Raw genomic sequence first — 17607 nt, 5'->3', positions numbered from 1 at the left:
ACCAACTCATGGGTGAGCACACCAATTTCAACGGCTACAGTCACGGCGACCTCCGTCGGATGGTCGGCTCCATGGACTCCGGCGGCGTGATGTCCGCTGCTGATCCATGGCGTCGGGCCACGGCGACGCTCAAGCAGATCCACACCTCGCTCGTGACCTCGACCAGTGATGCCACGACAACGTGGGAGGGTGATTCCAGCGACGCCTTCCATACGAAGATGACCGAGTTGGCGACCCACGTGCAGTACGTGGCGGCCTACACCAACGACGCCGCGATGACTCTCGAGTTGATGTCGAACGCCATTGCCGAGGCGAAGAGCACCATGCCTGAGGAGCCCAGTTTCTGGTCCAAGGCGGCTGACGCGATCGGTGACACCGCGTCAGCCGCTGCCGGCAATGACGACGAAGACACCAAGACTGCCGTCACGGACGAGAAGAAGGCTCAGGCTGTGGCAGTCATGAACCTTCTTGCGACCCGCTATCGAGCGGCTACCGACTACCTCAAGCCTCCGCCGAAGCGGTTTGAGGAGATGGGGGACGTCGTCGCGTCCGACTCGATGGGCACGGCAGCGGTAGCTGCCATGATCATGGGTGGTGGCGTGGGGATGGCTGGCGGGAAGGGCGGAAACGCCGGGTCCGTGACCTCCCGGGTGAGCGGGCCCGTGGGTTCCTCGGCGCCTCCGTCTCCGAAGGCGAGTCAGCAGTTCCGTCCCACTGACCCGGGGATCAAGGGCGGTATGGCGAATCCGCTTCCGAAGTCACCCTCGTCCACTCCGTACGGACCGGTGACCGGGCTCGACGGGGTGACCACTGCCCCGAAGCCCGGGGGTTCCGGTCCGACCGGCCCGGGCACCACAGGTCACGGGTCTGGCGGCAGCGGCGGTGGGTCGTCCTACGGTGGCGGCAGCGGTGGCACCAGCACCATCGGTGGCGGCCAGTTGAATGGGGCCAAGAGCGGCGGGGGGCAGTTGAACGGCGCCAAGGGCGGTGGCGGTCAGCTCGGCGGCGGCAGCCGGGCCGCTGGCCCGTTCGGGGGCTCCGCACGAGGCGGGGGAAGTGGCCTCGGGCAGGGTGTCGGCGGTTCTGGACGTGCCGGCGGTGCGTTCGGGGCCGGAGGCATGCAGGGCGCCGGAGGTTCGGCCACGAGTGGCCTTGGCGGTGGTGGCCTCGGCGGCAGCCAGGCGAGCCGTGCGGCCGGTGGTACCGGTGCTGGTGCTGGCCGAATGGGCGGAGGCACGGTGGGCGGTGCGGCAGGCGGCGGTGGTGGCCGGAGTGCCTTCACCGAGGGCGGGTCCGGGCTCGGCCGCAGCCGGGGCCAGGCTGCAGGGCAGGGCGCGGCCGGACAGGGGGGCGGAGCGATGCCTGCCGCCAATCAGACGGGCAAGAAGAAGGACCAGAAGGAGAAGCGACGTCCGGGCTACCTCGTCGAGGACGAGGAAACCTGGGCATCCGGAAAGCCGTCCAACCCCAACGTGGTGGACTGATCGAGATCGACAGGGCGGGTATCCGAACGGATACCCGCCCTGGTACGCAGCACGGACGATTCCAGCGAGCGGAGTGGCGAGTCTTGAGGTTCAACCGGAAGGCCCGAGGAGCAGCTGCGCTGACGCTGGGAGCCATTCTGTGGGGTACTGCGGCCTTCCCGGCGACTGCGGACAACATCCGTGAGGCGCAGTGGCCGATCGACAAGTTCGACATGGCCAAGAAGGTGTGGCCGATCACCCAAGGAGAGGGCGTCACCGTCGCCGTCATCGATACGGGTGTGCTGCCGGATCATCAGGATCTCGTTGGCCAAGTGCTGCCTGGAGCCGACTTCACGGGTCAGCAGAGCGACGGGCGGATCGATCCCGACGGCCACGGCACGGGGCTGGCGAGCCTGATCGCGGGGCACGGCAACGGGGGTGAGAACGGCATCATCGGACTCGCGCCGAAGGCCAAGATCCTCCCCGTGCGGATCAACCTCGGTGGTACCGACAAGACCGTGGGGGCCAACGCGGACGAGGTGCCCAAGGCGATTCGGTTTGCGGTCGACAACGGTGCCAAGGTCATCAACATGTCATTCGGCAGCGGCATCGATACGGGTATCCGGGATGCCATCAAGTACGCGGCTGACAAGGACGTCGTCCTGGTGGCAGCTGCTGGGAACTTGGCACATCACGACACGCCTGTGGAGTACCCGGCCGCGGCCCCTGGGGTTGTTGCCGTCGGTGCGGTCGACAAGGACGGCAAGGTCTGGGAGAAGTCGAACCGGGGGCCCGAGATCACCCTGATGGCACCGGGAGTGGACATCTACTCCGCAGGGCCCAAGGCCAAGGCGCCCGGCGACTATCACAAGGCGAACGGCACATCCGACTCCAGCGCTTTCGTAGCTGCCACCGCCGCTCTCATTCGCTCCAAGTATCCAGAACTGTCGGCCGGTCAAGTCATCAACCGGATGATCAAATCAGCCGTGGTGCCGGCCGGGGAGAAGCTCCCGAACAGCTCCTACGGCTACGGGATCGCCTCACCGTCGAAGGCCCTCGCCCCTAACCCCGAGGTCGACAGCGGCCCTCGGGAGAACCCGCTCCTCGCCCGCCCGGAGTCGCAGCGCTCCGCCGCCCCGTCGGCGCCCGCCGCGTCCGCACCCGCCCCCACCCCCGGTGGCCAGGCGGCGGCGTCGCCGGAGGCGAAGAAGGACGACGACGGTGGGATCCCGGTCTTCGTGTGGGCGGTCGTCGGGCTGCTGGCCGTGGTGGTGGTCGGTGGGGTGATCGTGCTGGCCCGCCGTGGTGGCGGGGGGCGTGGTGGGCAGCCGCCGCAGGGGGGTGGCGGGGGGCAGGTGTATCCGCCTCAGCCGCAGGGGCCGTACGGGGGTGGGCAGCAGTACCCACAGCAGCAGTACCCGCCGCAACAGCAGTACCAGCAGCCGCAACAGCCCCAGCAGTATCCGCCGCAGCCCGGCCAGGGAGGCTACCCGCCGCCACCGCAGCAGGGCACGGGCGGAGGCGGCAACCCGTACCGCTGACACGCCCACGAACGGCGCACAATCCGCACACCACGAACGGCCCTTCGGGTACTGATGACCAGTCAAGTCGTCGGTACTCCGAAGGGCCGTCCCATGTTCCGGATGTCCAGCACCACGCAAGCCTCGCCGTCCTCGCCGTCCGCCCCCCGCCGTCTGCTGGCCGCCGTGCTCCTCACGGCCACCCTCGTCGGTGGAGGCGCCGCCACCGCGACGGCGGCGGAGAACCACGGGCCCACCACCCCCGAGGAGGCGCGGGTCTGTTCGGAACTGCTCGGTTGGGCGCAGGGGATCGTCGGGCTGCCGGCCACCTCGGTCGATGCGAGCTGCACGGTCCGTCAGGGCTGAGGTGCGGGGCGGGCGGAGGGGGCCGCCCGCCATTCGGGGGCGAGGGCGGCCATCAGCAGGATGTCGTGGCGGGTGCCGTCCCAGAGGTGGGCGTCGCGGAGGCGGCCTTCGAGGACGAAGCCGGCCTTGAGGTAGGCGGCCTGGGCGCGCGGGTTGTAGGAGAAGACCTCCAGGTGCACCCGGTGCAGGCCGACGGCGTCGAAGGCGTGGGCGAGCAGCAGCCGGGTGGCCTGGGTGCCGAGGCCCCGGCCGGCGACGGTGGGGTCGAGGGCGATCCGGAAGGAGGCGGACTCGGTCGTGCGGTCGAGTTCGTTGAGGGCGAGGTCGCCGAGGAAGGTGCCGGTGCGGAGGTCCTCGACGGCGAGGTCGAGGCGGTCGGGCTGGTCGGCCCGGGTGGCGCACCAGTCGTCGATCTCGGCGCGGGTGAACTGCCTGGTGGTGCCGGTGAGCCGGAGCAGTTCCGGGTCCTGGAGGGTGCGCCAGGCGGCCTCGGCGTGGGCGGGGGCGAGGGGGACCAGGCGGATGCGGTCACCGGTCAGGGTGGGCTTGTTCCGGAGTGCTTCGTCGTTGATCACCCGTCAGTTCTAGCCAGCGCGTGCCGCCGCACGCCACTCGGATTCCGGGTGCGGCCGAGGGCCGGTGAATTCGGTTGCCGTGGTCCGGAGAATGTCCGTATGAGTGCTGAGACCCGCCACGACCCGCAGGGTTGGACGATCGAGCCGACCCCGGTGCACGATCCGCTCGCCGCCGCCGTGCTGTACGAGTACGCCGACGAACTGGTCAGCCGGTACTTCGGGCGGCCGTCCGCTCCGGAGGAGATCGCGATGGCCGAGGGTGACGGGGCGGACCTGGTGGAGCCGCGCGGGGTGCTGCTGCTGGGGCGGGACCCTGCGGGCGAGCCGGTGGGGTGCGTGGGGGTGCGCTGGTTGGACGGCGGGGAGGCGGAGTTGACCCGGGTGTTCGTGCGGCGGGCGGCCCGGCGGGGCGGGGCGGGGGCGCGGTTGGTGGGCGCGGCCGAGGACGCGGCCCGGGCGCGCGGGGCCGGGCTGGTCCGGTTGAACACCCGGCTGGACCTGACCGAGGCGATCGCACTGTACCGCCGGCTGGGATACGAGCCGACCGACCCGTACGGCGACGACCCGTACGCGGAGGCGTGGTTCGCCAAGCGGCTCCACTGAGCCCCGCCGCTCCGCCGCTCGCGCACCGTTCCGCCGAAAACCGCTGGTCGGTGGCGGACGGCCGGGGCAGACTGGCGGGATGATCATTCGTGAGGCGACCTCGGCGGACTGGCCGGCCATCTGGCGGTTCCTGAGCCGGATCGTGGCGGCGGGCGACACCTTCACCTGGCCCCGGGACATCGGGGAGGAGGAGGCCCGCTCGATCTGGATGAAGCGGGCCCCGGGTCGGACGGTGGTCGCGGTGGATGCCGAGGGCACCGTGCTCGGCAGCGCCGAGACCCACCCCAACCAGATGGGGCCCGGTGCGCACATCGCCAACGCCGGGTTCATGGTGGCGGCCGAGCACTCCGGCAAGGGGGTGGGCCGGGCGCTGGCGGAGCACGTGATCGCACAGGCCCGGGCCGACGGGTACCGGGCGATGCAGTACAACGCCGTGGTGGCGACCAACACCCGGGCGGTCGAGCTGTGGAAGTCGCTCGGTTTCACCGTGATCGGCACCGTTCCGGAGGGCTTCCGGCATGCCGAACTCGGCTACGTGGACCTGCTGGTGATGTACCGCCCGCTGACCTGACCTGATCCCACTCCACCCGACCCCACCCCACCCCACCAGACCGCGCCCGAGCGGCGGAGGCGGGGTTGGCAGGATCTAGGCGGTCGCTGGCGGGCACGCCGCTGGCCGGGCCGCCCCGGTCGGCGCGATGCTGGGGTCATGATCACGCCTGACACCAAGGACTGGACCTGGGTCCTGCACCGCGCCTGCCCCGACTGCGGCTTCGACACCCCGGCGGTGGCGGCCGAGCTGGTCGCCGGGCTGGTCCGGGCCAACGCCGCCGCCTGGACGGCGCTGCTCACCGAGCGACCGGACGCCGACCTCCGGCGCCGACCGGTCCCGGAGGTCTGGTCCGACCTGGAGTACGCCTGCCACGTCCGGGACGTGTTCCGGCTGTTCCGGGTCCGACTGCGGTCGATGCTGGAGGAGCAGGACCCGCTCTTCGCCAACTGGGACCAGGACGAGACCGCCCTGGCGGACCGCTACGGCGAGCAGGACCCTGGCCGGGTCGCGGCGGAACTCGCCGCAGCGGCCGAGGAGTTGGCGCTCGCCTTCGAGCAGGTCGAGGGCGAGCGGTGGCAACGGGTCGGCCGCCGCAGTGACGGTGCGCGGTTCACCGTGGAGTCCTTCGCCCGGTACCTGATCCACGATCCGGTCCACCACCTGTACGACGTCACCGGCGCACCGGCGGCGACGGTCAGCTGAGGGTCCGGGCCGGCAGGCCGTGCGGGGCGGCCTCCGCCAGTACGGCCTCGGGGCCCTGCCCGGTGCGGACGGTGAGCAGGAAGCGGTGCTCGCGCCAGTCCGGCGTGCGGCGCGGCTCGAAGGACACGTGGGCGAACGGGGCGGCGGGGGTGGACTCGGCCGCCAGTCGGTCCAACTCGGCTTCCACCAGCGCCCATTCCTCCGCCGGGACGTACTGGCGCATCACCGAGTGCCAGACCACGGTGAGCGCGCCCTCCCGGACCGAGACCCCGCGCAGGAAGTCGGCCGCGCCCGCCCGTTCGACGGTGCTGGGCAGCCGGCCGGCCAGCTGTGCGGCGCCGGCCAGCCGGGCGGCCCGCTCGGGTTGGTCGGCCCAGACGTAGGAGCGCAGGGCGAGCAGCCCCTCGGGTGTGCGCGGGTCGATCGGGTCGAGGTCGCAGCCGCGCCGTTCGCTGAAGCGCAGCGGTGCGGGGGAGGTCGGCCCGTCGAGCGGGGCCGGGGGGCTGCCGTGCCAGGCGTCAGCCAGCAGCACGGGGGAGTCCACAGGACCGAACCCGCCGGGCCGTCCCGGGCCGGACCACTCGCAGCGGAAGTGGTCGGCGAGCAGGTTGAGTCCGGCACTGGAGCCGAGTTCGAACAGGCGGACCGGCAGGTCGGCGCCGCCGAGGGCGTGCAGGGTGCCGGCGATCAGCAGGTTGGCCCGGCCGGTCTCGTTGGTCTGCGGCGGCCTGGTCAGCCAGTCCTTCAACCACTCCGGGTGTTCGGCGACGGTGGCGAGGAACGCGTGCCAGACCGACTCCGGGACGGGCAGTGGGCAGTCCCCGCCGACACTCGGGTAGTGGGCGGCCAGGGCGGGCGCCTGGCCGCTCAGCACCAGGGCGTGCACCCCGCCCATCAGCCGCAGTCCGATGGCGTCCGGCCCGGGGGCGTCCTCGTGGCCGGCCACCGCGGTCGCGCACGGGCCGCCGGCCAGCAGGTCCTGGGCGGCCCGCCGGAGCAGGAAGGCGTAGAGCGGCGAGCCGAGCTCGGCGCAGGCGTCGGCCTGCCGCTCGAACATCGCGGCGGTACGGGTGAGCGACACGGACACCTCACAGGGACACCGGAGCGGTGAAGCGCCGAAGCGCGGGGCGGATCGGATCAGGCGGATGGCGGAGCGCCCGGCGACGCGGCTGGCCATCCCTCAGATGACGTTCCCCTGGCATCATTTCGCCTGTTCACCCGGTCTGAGAAGGACCCACCGGGGTGATCACGATCACCAGTCGGCGGCCTCGCGCAGGGCGTGCCGGAGCTGGCTGGCCACGTTGGCGTGGTCGGCGCCGACCACGTCGGCGATCTCCGGGGTGGCCAGGCCGACCACGTAGTGCAGGATGGCGAGGTCCTCGTCCGGCGTCGCGCTGGGCCGCTGGGGCGGCACCCGGGTGGGGTCGCCGCGCTCGGCCACGGTGGCCCGCAGGATGCGCCAGGCGTCGGCCGTCGGGTTGGGGCTGCCGAGCAGGTCGGACCAGGCGGCGGCGAGCGCCCCGAAGGCTTCCTCGACCACGGCGGCGGCCTGGGCGGCGTCCCGGAACCAGACGCGGGCGTAGCTCAGGTAGCGCGGATGGTGCAGCTCCCGGAAGGCGGCGAATTCCACCGAGGGGACCGGGTCATGACGGTCGGTCACATCAGCCTCTCGATCCGGGTGCGACAGCGGGTCGGCCGCCTTCACTCTAGGGCCTCGGGCGACTGCTCTGTGTGACAAGTCCCATCAGATACCCATGGGGAGGCGCATTCGAGCCGTTGTGTGACGGTCCGTCAGTTTCCGTCAGGTGGGCCCGGATCGGGGGCGGGTGGGGGTCGGGCAGGTCGGTCCGGGCGGCCCGGCGGGGGCGTGGGCGGGCCGTGGCGCGGCTCGCGGGGCCGACGGGGCGTTCCGGATGGCTCCGCGCGGCTCAGGGCGGCTCCGGGGTGCTCACGGGGAGTTCGCGGGGCTGCGGAGGGGCGGCTCCCGGTTCGGGAGGGGTGGTGCTGACGCGCGCGGCGGGCGTGCGCGCGCCGGGGACAGCGCGCCCCGGACCGGTCGCGCTGCTCGGCGGGGCCGGTCCGGGGCGGCGATGCCGTACCGGGGGTGTGGGGAGTCGAGGGTGGTGCGTGCTCGGGAGAGGGGTGGGGCGGGTGGCAGTCGACAGGGTCCGGGGCTGTGGCGGGGCGGGGTGCGGTCCCGGTCCGGGCGGCGGTCGGACCCCGGGCGGGCTGCCTGCCCGCTCCGGTGGCGCGAGGTCTGCTGGGTGTGGTCTCCGGCTGCTGGGCCGGATTCAGCAGGTGCGGTTGGGTTCGTCGGGTTTGTGGCGGGCTCGCTTGGCGGCGGCGGTGGCCGCCGAGGCGGCAGCGGCGGCGGCGGAGGGAGCGGCGGCACGGCGGTTCTGCTGCTCGGGCAGGCCGGCCGCCTCCAGTGCTTCCCGGGCGGCGAGGTAGGCGTGCACGGCGGCGATGCCGTACACCGGCTGGATCAGCTGGTTGCCCTTGAAGAACGGTCGCGCCGGGGCGAAGCCCGCCGCGACCACCAGGTCGCGGATCTCCGCTATCTCCTCCTCGGTCCGCGCGGTGAAGCGGACCTCCCACCCCTTCTTGTACAAATGGCCCTCGTCGCCGCTTCGGCGGGCCAGGTCCGGCTGACGGACGTATCCGGGCAGTCGGCCCAGGCGCAGCTGAGCGGCGCGCAGGGAGGCGGTTTCGTCACGTGGCATGAAGGTGATGTTAGGCAATCGGGGGCGGACGGTGTGACCCCCGGGTGGCGGGGATGCGTATGGCGATCGTCACTCTCGGTCAGGCACCGCAGGTAGCGGCGGGTGCCGATGACCGGCGGCAACGGCCGAAACGCTGTGCGAAAAGCGGATGGTACAGGCCAAGAGCGGTCGATACCGGCAGTCCGATGAACGTCCATTGGGCCGAATGGGTGAGGGTATGGGGACTTTAGTGCGGGCTAGTCCCGGTTTCGCGACGGTTGGGTAACGGTGCGTCAGGTCGCGGGTGGCGGGCGGGGGGTGTTGGGGAGGGTAGGCGGCATGAGCAGCTACCAGATTCCGTCCCCGTCGCCCTCCCTCGAGGAGCTGGCCCGCCGCCAGCAGAACGTGATCACCGCGAGCCAGCTCCGGGCTCGCGGCGTCCCCACCCGGGTGGTCACCGAGCACTGCCGCCGTGGCGGCCCGTGGCAGCGTCTGCTGCCCAAGGTCTACCTGCTCCAGGGTGGCGAGCCGACCCCGGAGCAGCGGATGTGGGCCGCCCTGCTGTACGCCGCCCAGGACGGTCGCGAGGAGGGGCGCCGGGACGGCGCGGTGATCACCGGTGCTGCCGCGCTGGCGCTGTACGGCTTCGCCTCCGCGCCCCGGTTGCCCGCCGTCACCGGAGTCGAGGTGCTGGTGCCCCGCCAGCGCCGGCTCAAGGACGTCGGCGAGGTCCGGATCCGCCGCACGGCCCGGGAGTTGGAGGCCCAGTCGGTGCACGGCCTGGCGTGTGCCCCGGCTCCCCGGGCGGTGGCGGACACCCTGCGCGAGTGGACCGACTCGGCCGCCTTCGACACCGGCGAGGTGCACCCGGCGCAGCTCCGCGCGGTGCTCCGGGAGGCCGTCTCGCGGCCCGAACTCGGCTGCGCCATGCGCGATCTGCTGACCGAGCTGGCCGAGGCGGGGCTGTTGGAGGAGCCCCGGATCCGGGCCGCCGTGGACGAAGTGCTGGCCGCCGGACGGGAGTCGGTGCTGGAGCGGCTGAACGAGCTGGTGGACGAGTGGCTGCTGCCGGCTCCGCTGGCCGGGCCGGAGCTGCGGATGAAGGGCGGCACCTTCGTCGCCGTGCCGGACCTGTACTGGCCGGTGGCGGCGGTCGCCGTCGAGGTGGACTCGGAGCTGCGCTGCGTCAGCGAGGGCGAGGCGGCCTGGGTCCGGGGCGGTCAGCACCGGATGGAGTACCTCGGGGTCCGGGTGGTCTACGTCTCCGCCGACCGGCTGGCGGCCGAACCCGACGCGGTGGGCGGCGAGTTGCGCGAGGCGTTCCTGGCCGGCGGCGAGGACGTGGTCGAGCTGGTGGTCACCTGAGGCCGCCGGGGGACCGCACCCCCGTCCCCGTCCCCATCCGTGGCTCCGCCCCGGACGGCCGTCCACCCCCGCAGGCCGGACCTCCCGCCGAGCCCTGTCCGGCAACCCCTCACGCTTCCCGACAAGGAACCGCGGGTCCCCAGGACGCCGACGATCCCGGCAGCCCCGACCGGCCCGGCGAACCCGACCGGCCCGACCGACCCGGCCGGTCCGCTCAGCCCCGGACGATCGGGGTGCCCCGCAACTCCACACCCGCAGCCGTGAGTTCGGCCAGCGCGGATTCCGTGGTGGCGGCCGAGACCCCGGCCGTCAGATCGAGCAGCACCCGGGTGGCGAAGCCCTCCCGGCGCGCGTCCAGGGCGGTCGCCCGGACGCAGTGGTCGGTGGCGATCCCGACCACGTCCACCTCCGTCACCCCGCGCTCGCGCAGCCATCCGGCCAGCCCGGCGCCGTTCTCGTCCGCACCCTCGAAGCCGCTGTAGGCGGCGGAGTACGCCCCCTTGTCGAAGACCGCCTCGATCGCGCCGGAGAGCACCACCGGCGACAGGTTGGGGTGGAAGCCCACGCCCTCCGTACCGGCCAGGCAGTGCACCGGCCAGGAGTCGCGGTAGTCCGGCTCGGCCGAGAAGTGCGGGCCCGGGTCGATGTGGTGGTCCCGGGTGGCGCAGATGTGCGCGTAGCCGGGGGTGGAGCCGGCGATCAGGTCGGTGATGGCGGCAGCCACCTCGGCGCCGCCGGCGACGGCCAGACTGCCGCCTTCGCAGAAGTCGTTCTGCACGTCCACGACGATCAGTGCCCGTTGCATGACGTTGCTTCCTTCTCCCCCGGGCGGGGGTGACGTGTGGGGCCTCGGCGAGTGCAGGGTGCAGGGTGCTCTGGGTCCTTGGTACTGGGAGCCGGGTGCCGGGGCCCGGTTGCCGCCACTGTAGGGAGTGACGCGCGTAGGCGGAAGGGGAGTGGGGTGGGGCCGGTCAGCCGAGCCGCAGCTCGGTGGGGAGCACCGGCTCGCCCCGGGAGAGCTGGGTGGCCGAGAGCGGCAGGGCGGCCCGGGCCCTGACGTGGCGGTCGCGCGCGGCGGCGAGCGGTTCCCGGCCGACCACCTCGCCGGCCTTGACCAGCGGCACCTGGAGCAGGTGCGGCGCCAGCTCGTCCGGCAGCGTCCCGGTGCCGGTCACCTCGGCCTCCGCGACGCCGTCGGCGTCGGGCCGCCGGGCGGCCCACTTCCGGCCGCCGACACTGGACTTGGCGCCGGCCGAGCGCTTGGCCACCGAGACCAGCGGGCCCTCCGGCCCGGCGGCCCGGGCGACCAGCTTGTAGACCATCGAGCAGGTCGGGTGCCCACTGCCGGTGACCAGGCTGGTGCCGACCCCGTAGCCGTCCACGGGCGCGGCGGCGAGTGCGGCGATGGCGTACTCGTCCAGGTCGGAGGTGACGATGATCCGGGTGGCGGTGGCGCCGAGCTCGTCCAGTTGGCGGCGGACCCGGTGGGCCAGCAGGGTGAGGTCGCCGGAGTCGATCCGGACCGCGCCGAGCTCGGGGCCGGCCACCTCGACGGCGGTGCGGACCGCCTCCTTGAGGTCGTAGGTGTCCACCAGCAGGGTGGTGCCCCGGCCCATCGAGTCGATCTGCGCGGTGAAGGCGTCCCGCTCGCTGTCGTGCAGCAGGGTGAAGGCGTGCGCGGCGGTGCCGGTGGTCGGGATGCCGTACCGGAAGCCGGCCTCCAGGTCGGAGGTGGCCTGGAAGCCCGCGACGTAGGCGGCCCGGGCGGCGGCCACGGCGGCCTGCTCGTGGGCCCGGCGGGCGCCCATCTCGATGCACGGGCGGTTGCCGGCCGCGCTGGTCATCCGGGAGGCGGCGGCGGCCACCGCCGAGTCAAAGTTGAGGATCGACAGGATCAGGGTCTCCAGGATCACCGCCTCGGCGAAGCTGCCCTCGACGGTCATCACGGGGGAGCCGGGGAAGTAGACCTCGCCCTCCGGGTAGCCGTGGATGTCGCCGGTGAAGCGGTAGTCGGCCAGGAAGCGCAGGGTCGGCTCGTCCACCACGCCCTGGTCGGACAGCCAGTCCAGCTGCGGGGTGGTGAAGCGGAAGTCCTCGACCGCGTCCAGCACCCGGCCGACTCCGGCCAGCACGCCGTAGCGGCGGCCCTCGGGCAGTCGGCGGGTGAACACCTCGAAGACCGAGCGCCGGTGTGCGGCGCCGCTGCGCAGCGCGGCCTGCAGCATGGTCAGTTCGTACCGGTCGGTGAGCAGCGCCGTGGAGTGGCGCGCAGTGGTGGCGTCCATGGGGATGATGCTACCGGACTTAGCGTCAGTTTGACGATTTCTCGTCCGAGTGGGACCGGATTCGCTCGCGAGTCCCCCGGATGGAAGCATGAGCACTGGTAAACCGTGCCCCGACGAGGAGTCAGCCGTGAGTGTCGCGCCCGTGGAGATCGAGCGCCCGGAGGTCGAAGGCGTCCCGGTACTGGAGCCGGACACCCCCTGGGTGACCATCGTCCACAACGACCCGGTCAATCTGATGAGTTACGTCCAGTACGTGTTCCAGGCCTACTTCGGCTACCCGAAGGAGAAGGCCAGGACGCTGATGATGGAGGTGCACCAGAAGGGTCGGGCGGTGGTCTCCAGCGGCACCCGCGAGGAGATGGAGCGGGACTGCCAGGCGATGCACGGCTACGGCCTGTGGGCCACCCTGCAGCACGACTGACCGGCCCGGCCGGCCGGTGTGCACCACCACCAACCACCCCACCACGCAGACGGGTTGACGAGGAATCATGGCTGGGCTGTTCGAGAGTGCCGGTGACGGCGGTGCGGCGATCGCGCTGGAGGAGGTCGAGGCGTCCATCCTGCGCTCCTTCGAGGTGCAGATGCTGGAGCTGATCGGTCCCGGTCCGGCCGGGCTGGGAGACGATCCGCTGGCCGCGCTGTTCGCCGAGGGGCCGTCCAGCCCGCCCGCCGACCCGGCGCTGGCCCGGCTGTTCCCGGACGCCTACGGCGGCCCGGACGGTCCGTCAGGTCCGGAGGAGGTGGCCGCGGCCGGGGAGTTCCGCCGCTACACCGAGCTCGACCTGCGGGCCCGCAAGCGGGACGACGCGCTGGCGGTGATCCGTTCGCTGGACGCCCTGGGCGGGTCCGGCGGGGTGCTCCAGGCGTCGGCCGAGGACTGCCGGCACTGGCTCGGCGGGCTGAACGACCTGCGGCTCACCCTGGGTGCCCGGCTGGAGGTCAGCGAGGACGACGAGGACCTCTACGAGCTGGACGACGAGGACCCGCGCAAGCCCCTGGTGATGGCCTACCTCTGGTTCGGCGCCCTTCAGGAGTCGCTGCTGGAGGCGATGGCCGGCTGACCGCCGCGCCCCGCGCGGAGCCCCGTCCCACGCTCTGGGACGGGGCTCCCGGCATATCGGGCAGATCCCACTGAACCGGGACGGTCCATGCTCAAATATCGCTCAGATACGCACCGGTATCCGGGCGTGCCGTGGTACGACTGCCACTCCCCACGAGCAAGGACGGTGGCCCATGGCCCAGCAGCAGTTCGACGAGGTGACGGATCCGGTCCCCGACGAGGAGGGCTACGAGCGGGGTCTGGGCAGCCGTCAGATCCAGATGATCGCCATCGGCGGGGCGATCGGCACGGGGCTGTTCCTGGGGGCGGGCACCGCGATCTCCAAGGCGGGCCCGAGTCTGATCCTCAGCTACGCGGTGGCCGGCCTGGTGATCTTCGCGATCATGCGGGCACTCGGCGAGCTGCTGACGTACCGTCCGGTCTCCGGCAGCTTCGCCGAGTACGCCCGCGAGTTCCTCGGCCCGTTCGCCGGGTACGTGACCGGCTGGACGTACTGGCTGTTCTGGGTGGTCACCGGCATGGCCGAGACCACCGCCGCCGCCGTCTACGTGAAGTTCTGGGCGCCGTCCATCCCCCAGTGGATCTCCGCCCTGGTCTTCCTGGTGATCCTCTACGGCGCCAACCTGATCTCGGTGAAGCTGTTCGGCGAGATCGAGTTCTGGTTCTCGATGATCAAGGTGACCGCGATCATCGGCATGATCCTGATCGGCATCGGGGTGCTCACCCTGGGCTTCAGCGACGCGGGGGACACCGCGTCCATCTCCAACCTCTGGTCGGACGGCGGCTTCTTCCCCAAGGGCATCGGCTCGACGGTGATGACCCTGCAGATCGTCATGTTCGCCTACCTCGGCGTCGAGTTGGTCGGCGTCACGGCGGGCGAGAGCGAGGACCCGGCCAAGACCCTGCCGCGGGCCATCAACACCCTGCCCTGGCGGATCGCGCTGTTCTACGTCGGCGCCCTGGTGGTCATCCTGGCGGTGGTGCCCTGGCGCGAATTCGCCCCCGGCGTCAGCCCGTTCGTGGCCGCGTTCGAGAAGATGGGCATCCCGGCGGCGGCCGGCATCATCAACTTCGTGGTGCTCACCGCCGCGCTCTCCTCGTGCAACTCCGGCATGTACTCCACCGGCCGGATGCTCCGCGACCTGGCGCTGCGCGGCCAGGCCCCGGGGCGGCTCACCACGCTCAACGGCAACAAGACCCCGGCGATGGCGATCACCGTCTCCTGCCTGCTGATGGGCCTGGGCGTGGTGCTCAACTACCTGGCCCCGGCCAAGGCGTTCGAGTACATCACCTCCGTCGCCACCGTCTGCGGCCTGTGGACCTGGGCGATGATCCTGATCTGCCAGATCCGCTACCGCACCGCCTGGAAGGCCGGCCACCTGCCGCCGCCCACCTTCAAGGCCCCCGGCGGGACGCTGCCCAGCTGGGCCTCGCTGGCCTTCCTGGCGCTGGTCGTGGTGCTGATCGCGATCGACGAGGACAGCCGGATCTCGCTCTACGTCTTCCCGGTCTGGGCGGTCCTCCTCGTGGTCGGCTACCAGGTGCTCAAGCGCCGCAACCCGGAGGCCGCCACCGGCCACGGCCACGACCACGTCCACCCGGGGTCCGGCCGCTGAGACGGACGGCGGAGGGCCGGCGGGCCCGTGGCTATCCTGACCGGATGCTGACCATCACCCGAGAGCTGCACGACGCGATCGTCGCCCACGCCCGCGCGGACCACCCGGACGAGGCGTGCGGCGTGGTCGCCGGCCCCGAGGGCACCGACCGCCCGGAGCGGTTCGTCCCGATGCTCAACGCCGCCCGCTCGCCCACCTTCTACGAGTTCGACTCCGGCGACCTGCTCAAGCTCTACCGCGAGATGGACGACCGGGACGAGGTGCCGGTGGTGGTCTACCACTCGCACACCGCGACCGAGGCGTACCCCTCCCGCACCGACGTGAGCTACGCCTCCGAGCCGGACGCCCACTACGTACTGGTCTCCACCGCCGAGGGGGCCGAGGAGGGGGACGCCTTCCAGTTCCGTTCCTTCCGGATCGTCGAAGGGGTCATCACCGAGGAGCCGGTGGAGCTGGTCGAGGCCTACTGACCAGCCGTCCGGGGCCCGTCGCCGCACCCCCGGGGTGCGCGGCGGGCCCCTGCCGTGTCCCGGGATGTGACACGCATTCATCCGGATGGCGAGACATGGATGTCGGGGCGGGCCGGGGAATCTATACGATGAGCCCATGCGTTCCGTCGATGTGAGCAACCAGGCCCAGGGCACCCGCCTTGTCGCGCGCCTGCACGTCGACCTGTGCCGGCTCGCCAGCGCGATCTGTCCCGGCCCCGCCGCGGCTCACTGAGCCCGGCCAACCGCCTTGCCCCGTACGGGGATCGCACCGCCCTGCCGCGCCCTGCGGCCCACCCAGAACCCCACTCCACAGGAGCGCAGTCATGGCCATCGAGGTCCGCATCCCGACCATCCTCCGCACCTACACCGACGGCGCCAAGGCCGTCGAGGGTGCCGGTGCCAGCCTCGGTGAGCTCTTCGCCGACCTGGACGTCCGCCACCCGGGCATCGCCGCCCGCCTGCTGGACAACGGTGAGCTGCGCCGCTTCGTGAACGTGTACCTGAACGACGAGGACGTCCGCTTCCTGGACGGCATCGAGACCGGCCTCAAGGACGGCGACAGCGTCACCATCCTCCCCGCCGTGGCCGGCGGCTAGGGGCCTCCGGTAGTCGGGGGGCGGCGTCGCGACGCCCGGGCTCTCGCCTGACCGGCTTCTCCTCAGTCGCCGCAGCTCCGCTGCTACTCCATCGTCGGCACCGCCCAGACTCGGCCCGGACGCCGCTCCTTGCTCCACCCCCCGACTACCGGAGGCCCCGGATCTGATGAAGTACGACAGCCCGCTCGAAGCCGTCGGCAACACCCCGCTGGTCCGCCTGCCCCGCATCTCCGCCGCCGTGCCCGGCAACGGAGACGGACTGGTGACCCTCTGGGCCAAGCTGGAGGACCGCAATCCGACCGGATCGATCAAGGACCGGCCGGCCCTGCACATGATCGAGCGGGCCGAGGCCGCGGGGCTGCTCACCCCCGGCTGCACCATCCTGGAGCCCACCAGCGGGAACACCGGCATCTCGCTCGCCATGGCGGCCAAGCTCAAGGGCTACCGGATGGTCTGCGTGATGCCGGAGAACACCAGCGAGGAGCGGCGCGAGCTGCTCACCATGTGGGGCGCGGAGATCATCCCCTCCCCGGCGGCCGGCGGCTCCAACACCGCCGTCCGGATCGCCAAGGAGATCGCCGCCGAGCACCCCGACTGGGTGATGCTCTACCAGTACGGCAACCCGGACAACGCCGGCGCGCACTACGCCACCACCGGCCCGGAGATCCTCGCCGACCTCCCCACGGTCAGCCACTTCGTGGCGGGCCTGGGCACCACCGGCACCCTGATGGGCGTCGGCCGGTACCTGCGCGAGAAGGTCCCCGGCGTCCAGGTGGTGGCGGCCGAGCCGCGCTACGACGACCTGGTCTACGGGCTGCGCAACCTCGACGAGGGCTTCGTCCCCGAGCTGTACGACGCCGAGGTGCTGACCACCCGGTACTCCGTCACCTCCGAGGACGCGGTGCGCCGCACCCGGGAGCTGCTCCAGCAGGAGGGCATCTTCGCGGGCGTCTCCACCGGTGCGATCCTGCACGCCGCGATCGGGGTCGGCCGCAAGGCCGCCCAGGCGGGCGAGCGGGCGGACGTGGTCTTCGTGGTCGCGGACGGCGGCTGGAAGTACCTCTCCACCGGCATCTACACCGCCGAGTCCACCGAGGCGGCGGTCGAGGCGCTGCAGGGCCAGCTCTGGGCCTGACGGCCCGTCAGGCAGGCAGGAGGGCGCGTTCCCGGTCCCGGGGACGCGCCCTCCGGCGTGTCAGCGCAGCGCCCGCTGGACCCGGGCCCAGGTCTGCCGGTCGACCGGCCCGACCTTCCGCCGGAAGGCGCTGACCGGCACCTCGCGCAGCTCGTCCGTCTCCAGCCAGCTGGCCCGCCCCTGCCGGTCGCCGACCGAGCCCGGCGGCAGCGGCAGCACGCCCGGCCGCTCGGCGTGGTGCTTGCTGGTGATCTTCACGACGGTGGCGGTGCGGCGGTTCACCCGGAGCACCAGGCAGGGGCGGTCCTTGGCGCCCGGCCCGTCCTCGAACGGGACCTCGGCCCACCAGATCTCCTGCGGCGCGGGGGCGCCGGTCCGGGGTCCCGCCGGGGGCGTGCGGCGCGCAGCGGGCGCTGGTGCCGCGCGCCTGCGCAGCGCCCACAGGGCGACCGCCAGCACGGCCACCACCAGCAGTGTGATCAGCACCTTTTCCATCCGCAGACCGTACCCCGGGCGGTCCGGAGCGTCGTGACAGTCGGGGATTTATCCGTTCCGTGCTGCCGATTCGTCACGGA

General features: G+C 72.3%; 21 protein-coding genes. 14 read left to right on the top strand and 7 right to left on the bottom strand.

Features of this window, described 5'->3' with window-relative positions; genetic code table 11:
- Positions 1 to 8 precede the first annotated feature (8 nt).
- From ACIRBX_RS30805 to ACIRBX_RS30795, 3 genes are all read left to right on the top strand, one after another.
- Positions 9 to 1484, top strand: coding sequence for a WXG100 family type VII secretion target (locus ACIRBX_RS30805; RefSeq protein WP_402301949.1), 1476 nt, complete (start codon positions 9 to 11; stop codon positions 1482 to 1484).
- A gap of 83 nt (positions 1485 to 1567) precedes the next feature.
- A complete protein-coding gene (mycP, locus tag ACIRBX_RS30800) occupies positions 1568 to 3004 on the top strand; it encodes a type VII secretion-associated serine protease mycosin (protein WP_402301948.1) in 1437 nt (478 codons plus the stop codon).
- 102 nt (positions 3005 to 3106) lie between these two features.
- Positions 3107 to 3349, top strand: coding sequence for a hypothetical protein (locus ACIRBX_RS30795; protein ID WP_402301947.1), 243 nt, complete (start codon positions 3107 to 3109; stop codon positions 3347 to 3349).
- Here ACIRBX_RS30795 and ACIRBX_RS30790 read toward each other — a convergent pair.
- Complete coding sequence (locus ACIRBX_RS30790) at positions 3340 to 3924, bottom strand: GNAT family N-acetyltransferase (protein ID WP_402301946.1); 585 nt, start codon at positions 3922 to 3924, stop codon at positions 3340 to 3342. The genes ACIRBX_RS30795 and ACIRBX_RS30790 overlap by 10 nt on opposite strands.
- Before the next feature lie 99 nt (positions 3925 to 4023).
- Between ACIRBX_RS30790 and ACIRBX_RS30785 the strand changes: the two genes are divergently transcribed.
- From ACIRBX_RS30785 to ACIRBX_RS30775, 3 genes are all read left to right on the top strand, one after another.
- On the top strand, positions 4024 to 4527 hold the full coding sequence (locus ACIRBX_RS30785) for a GNAT family N-acetyltransferase (RefSeq protein ID WP_402301944.1): 504 nt from the start codon (positions 4024 to 4026) through the stop codon (positions 4525 to 4527).
- A gap of 79 nt (positions 4528 to 4606) precedes the next feature.
- The gene (locus ACIRBX_RS30780) at positions 4607 to 5098 is read left to right on the top strand and encodes a GNAT family N-acetyltransferase (protein WP_402301942.1); all 492 of its coding nucleotides are present in this window, start codon (positions 4607 to 4609) and stop codon (positions 5096 to 5098) included.
- Between the two features lie 138 nt (positions 5099 to 5236).
- Positions 5237 to 5782, top strand: a complete 546-nt coding sequence (locus ACIRBX_RS30775; protein WP_402301941.1) for a DinB family protein — start codon at positions 5237 to 5239, stop codon at positions 5780 to 5782.
- Here the strand turns inward: ACIRBX_RS30775 and ACIRBX_RS30770 are convergent.
- The 3 genes from ACIRBX_RS30770 to ACIRBX_RS30760 all read right to left on the bottom strand — a co-directional run bounded on the left by ACIRBX_RS30770 (position 5775) and on the right by ACIRBX_RS30760 (position 8505).
- Positions 5775 to 6863, bottom strand: a complete 1089-nt coding sequence (locus ACIRBX_RS30770) for a DUF2332 domain-containing protein (RefSeq protein WP_402301939.1) — start codon at positions 6861 to 6863, stop codon at positions 5775 to 5777. The two genes, ACIRBX_RS30775 and ACIRBX_RS30770, sit on opposite strands and share 8 nt — an antisense overlap.
- Positions 6864 to 7034: 171 nt before the next feature.
- Positions 7035 to 7442, bottom strand: coding sequence for a hypothetical protein (locus ACIRBX_RS30765; protein ID WP_402301937.1), 408 nt, complete (start codon positions 7440 to 7442; stop codon positions 7035 to 7037).
- Between the two features lie 631 nt (positions 7443 to 8073).
- Positions 8074 to 8505, bottom strand: a complete 432-nt coding sequence (locus ACIRBX_RS30760) for a hypothetical protein (protein ID WP_402301935.1) — start codon at positions 8503 to 8505, stop codon at positions 8074 to 8076.
- 318 nt (positions 8506 to 8823) lie between these two features.
- Here ACIRBX_RS30760 and ACIRBX_RS30755 point away from each other — a divergent pair, with 318 nt between their 5' ends.
- Entirely contained in the window at positions 8824 to 9849 is a 1026-nt protein-coding gene (locus ACIRBX_RS30755; protein WP_402301932.1) for a hypothetical protein, read from the top strand.
- Between the two features lie 214 nt (positions 9850 to 10063).
- On the opposite strand, the gene ACIRBX_RS30750 is transcribed toward ACIRBX_RS30755, so the two are convergent.
- Complete coding sequence (locus ACIRBX_RS30750) at positions 10064 to 10654, bottom strand: isochorismatase family protein (protein WP_402301931.1); 591 nt, start codon at positions 10652 to 10654, stop codon at positions 10064 to 10066.
- 166 nt (positions 10655 to 10820) lie between these two features.
- Positions 10821 to 12134 (bottom strand): nicotinate phosphoribosyltransferase, encoded by a 1314-nt coding sequence (locus ACIRBX_RS30745; RefSeq protein ID WP_402301930.1) that lies wholly within the window; start codon positions 12132 to 12134, stop codon positions 10821 to 10823.
- A 127-nt stretch (positions 12135 to 12261) separates the two neighbouring features.
- On the opposite strand from ACIRBX_RS30745, the gene clpS reads away from it, so the two are divergent.
- From clpS to ACIRBX_RS30710, 7 genes are all read left to right on the top strand, one after another.
- Positions 12262 to 12555, top strand: a complete 294-nt coding sequence (gene clpS, locus ACIRBX_RS30740) for an ATP-dependent Clp protease adapter ClpS (protein ID WP_402301928.1) — start codon at positions 12262 to 12264, stop codon at positions 12553 to 12555.
- Positions 12556 to 12622: 67 nt separating this feature from the next.
- Entirely contained in the window at positions 12623 to 13195 is a 573-nt protein-coding gene (locus tag ACIRBX_RS30735) for a DUF2017 domain-containing protein (protein WP_402301927.1), read from the top strand.
- A 172-nt stretch (positions 13196 to 13367) separates the two neighbouring features.
- The gene (locus ACIRBX_RS30730) at positions 13368 to 14810 is read left to right on the top strand and encodes an amino acid permease (protein ID WP_402301925.1); all 1443 of its coding nucleotides are present in this window, start codon (positions 13368 to 13370) and stop codon (positions 14808 to 14810) included.
- A gap of 44 nt (positions 14811 to 14854) precedes the next feature.
- A complete protein-coding gene (locus ACIRBX_RS30725) occupies positions 14855 to 15280 on the top strand; it encodes a Mov34/MPN/PAD-1 family protein (RefSeq protein ID WP_402301922.1) in 426 nt (141 codons plus the stop codon).
- 136 nt (positions 15281 to 15416) lie between these two features.
- Entirely contained in the window at positions 15417 to 15533 is a 117-nt protein-coding gene (locus ACIRBX_RS30720) for a putative leader peptide (protein ID WP_402301919.1), read from the top strand.
- A 91-nt stretch (positions 15534 to 15624) separates the two neighbouring features.
- Positions 15625 to 15897, top strand: coding sequence for a MoaD/ThiS family protein (locus ACIRBX_RS30715; protein ID WP_402301917.1), 273 nt, complete (start codon positions 15625 to 15627; stop codon positions 15895 to 15897).
- A gap of 166 nt (positions 15898 to 16063) precedes the next feature.
- Complete coding sequence (locus ACIRBX_RS30710; RefSeq protein WP_402301915.1) at positions 16064 to 17032, top strand: PLP-dependent cysteine synthase family protein; 969 nt, start codon at positions 16064 to 16066, stop codon at positions 17030 to 17032.
- Positions 17033 to 17092: 60 nt separating this feature from the next.
- Here ACIRBX_RS30710 and ACIRBX_RS30705 read toward each other — a convergent pair whose 3' ends face one another.
- A complete protein-coding gene (locus ACIRBX_RS30705; protein ID WP_402301914.1) occupies positions 17093 to 17527 on the bottom strand; it encodes a type II toxin-antitoxin system PemK/MazF family toxin in 435 nt (144 codons plus the stop codon).
- Positions 17528 to 17607 lie beyond the last annotated feature (80 nt).

Source organism: Kitasatospora sp. NPDC096147, assembly GCF_044763225.1.
Taxonomy (GTDB): Bacteria; Actinomycetota; Actinomycetes; order Streptomycetales; family Streptomycetaceae; genus Kitasatospora.
The sequence above is the reverse complement of the archived record's forward strand: the minus strand, read 5'-3'. Positions and strand labels throughout refer to the sequence as shown.

Coding starts and splice junctions, on each gene's coding strand:
- ACIRBX_RS30805 (WP_402301949.1), top strand. CDS start 9: ATGGGTGAGCACACCAATTTCAACGGCTACAGTCACGGCGACCTCCGT.
- ACIRBX_RS30795 (WP_402301947.1), top strand. CDS start 3,107: ATGTCCAGCACCACGCAAGCCTCGCCGTCCTCGCCGTCCGCCCCCCGC.
- ACIRBX_RS30785 (WP_402301944.1), top strand. CDS start 4,024: ATGAGTGCTGAGACCCGCCACGACCCGCAGGGTTGGACGATCGAGCCG.
- ACIRBX_RS30780 (WP_402301942.1), top strand. CDS start 4,607: ATGATCATTCGTGAGGCGACCTCGGCGGACTGGCCGGCCATCTGGCGG.
- ACIRBX_RS30775 (WP_402301941.1), top strand. CDS start 5,237: ATGATCACGCCTGACACCAAGGACTGGACCTGGGTCCTGCACCGCGCC.
- ACIRBX_RS30760 (WP_402301935.1), bottom strand. CDS start 8,505: ATGCCACGTGACGAAACCGCCTCCCTGCGCGCCGCTCAGCTGCGCCTG.
- ACIRBX_RS30755 (WP_402301932.1), top strand. CDS start 8,824: ATGAGCAGCTACCAGATTCCGTCCCCGTCGCCCTCCCTCGAGGAGCTG.
- ACIRBX_RS30750 (WP_402301931.1), bottom strand. CDS start 10,654: ATGCAACGGGCACTGATCGTCGTGGACGTGCAGAACGACTTCTGCGAA.
- ACIRBX_RS30745 (WP_402301930.1), bottom strand. CDS start 12,134: ATGGACGCCACCACTGCGCGCCACTCCACGGCGCTGCTCACCGACCGG.
- ACIRBX_RS30735 (WP_402301927.1), top strand. CDS start 12,623: ATGGCTGGGCTGTTCGAGAGTGCCGGTGACGGCGGTGCGGCGATCGCG.
- ACIRBX_RS30730 (WP_402301925.1), top strand. CDS start 13,368: ATGGCCCAGCAGCAGTTCGACGAGGTGACGGATCCGGTCCCCGACGAG.
- ACIRBX_RS30725 (WP_402301922.1), top strand. CDS start 14,855: ATGCTGACCATCACCCGAGAGCTGCACGACGCGATCGTCGCCCACGCC.
- ACIRBX_RS30720 (WP_402301919.1), top strand. CDS start 15,417: ATGCGTTCCGTCGATGTGAGCAACCAGGCCCAGGGCACCCGCCTTGTC.
- ACIRBX_RS30715 (WP_402301917.1), top strand. CDS start 15,625: ATGGCCATCGAGGTCCGCATCCCGACCATCCTCCGCACCTACACCGAC.
- ACIRBX_RS30710 (WP_402301915.1), top strand. CDS start 16,064: ATGAAGTACGACAGCCCGCTCGAAGCCGTCGGCAACACCCCGCTGGTC.
- ACIRBX_RS30705 (WP_402301914.1), bottom strand. CDS start 17,527: ATGGAAAAGGTGCTGATCACACTGCTGGTGGTGGCCGTGCTGGCGGTC.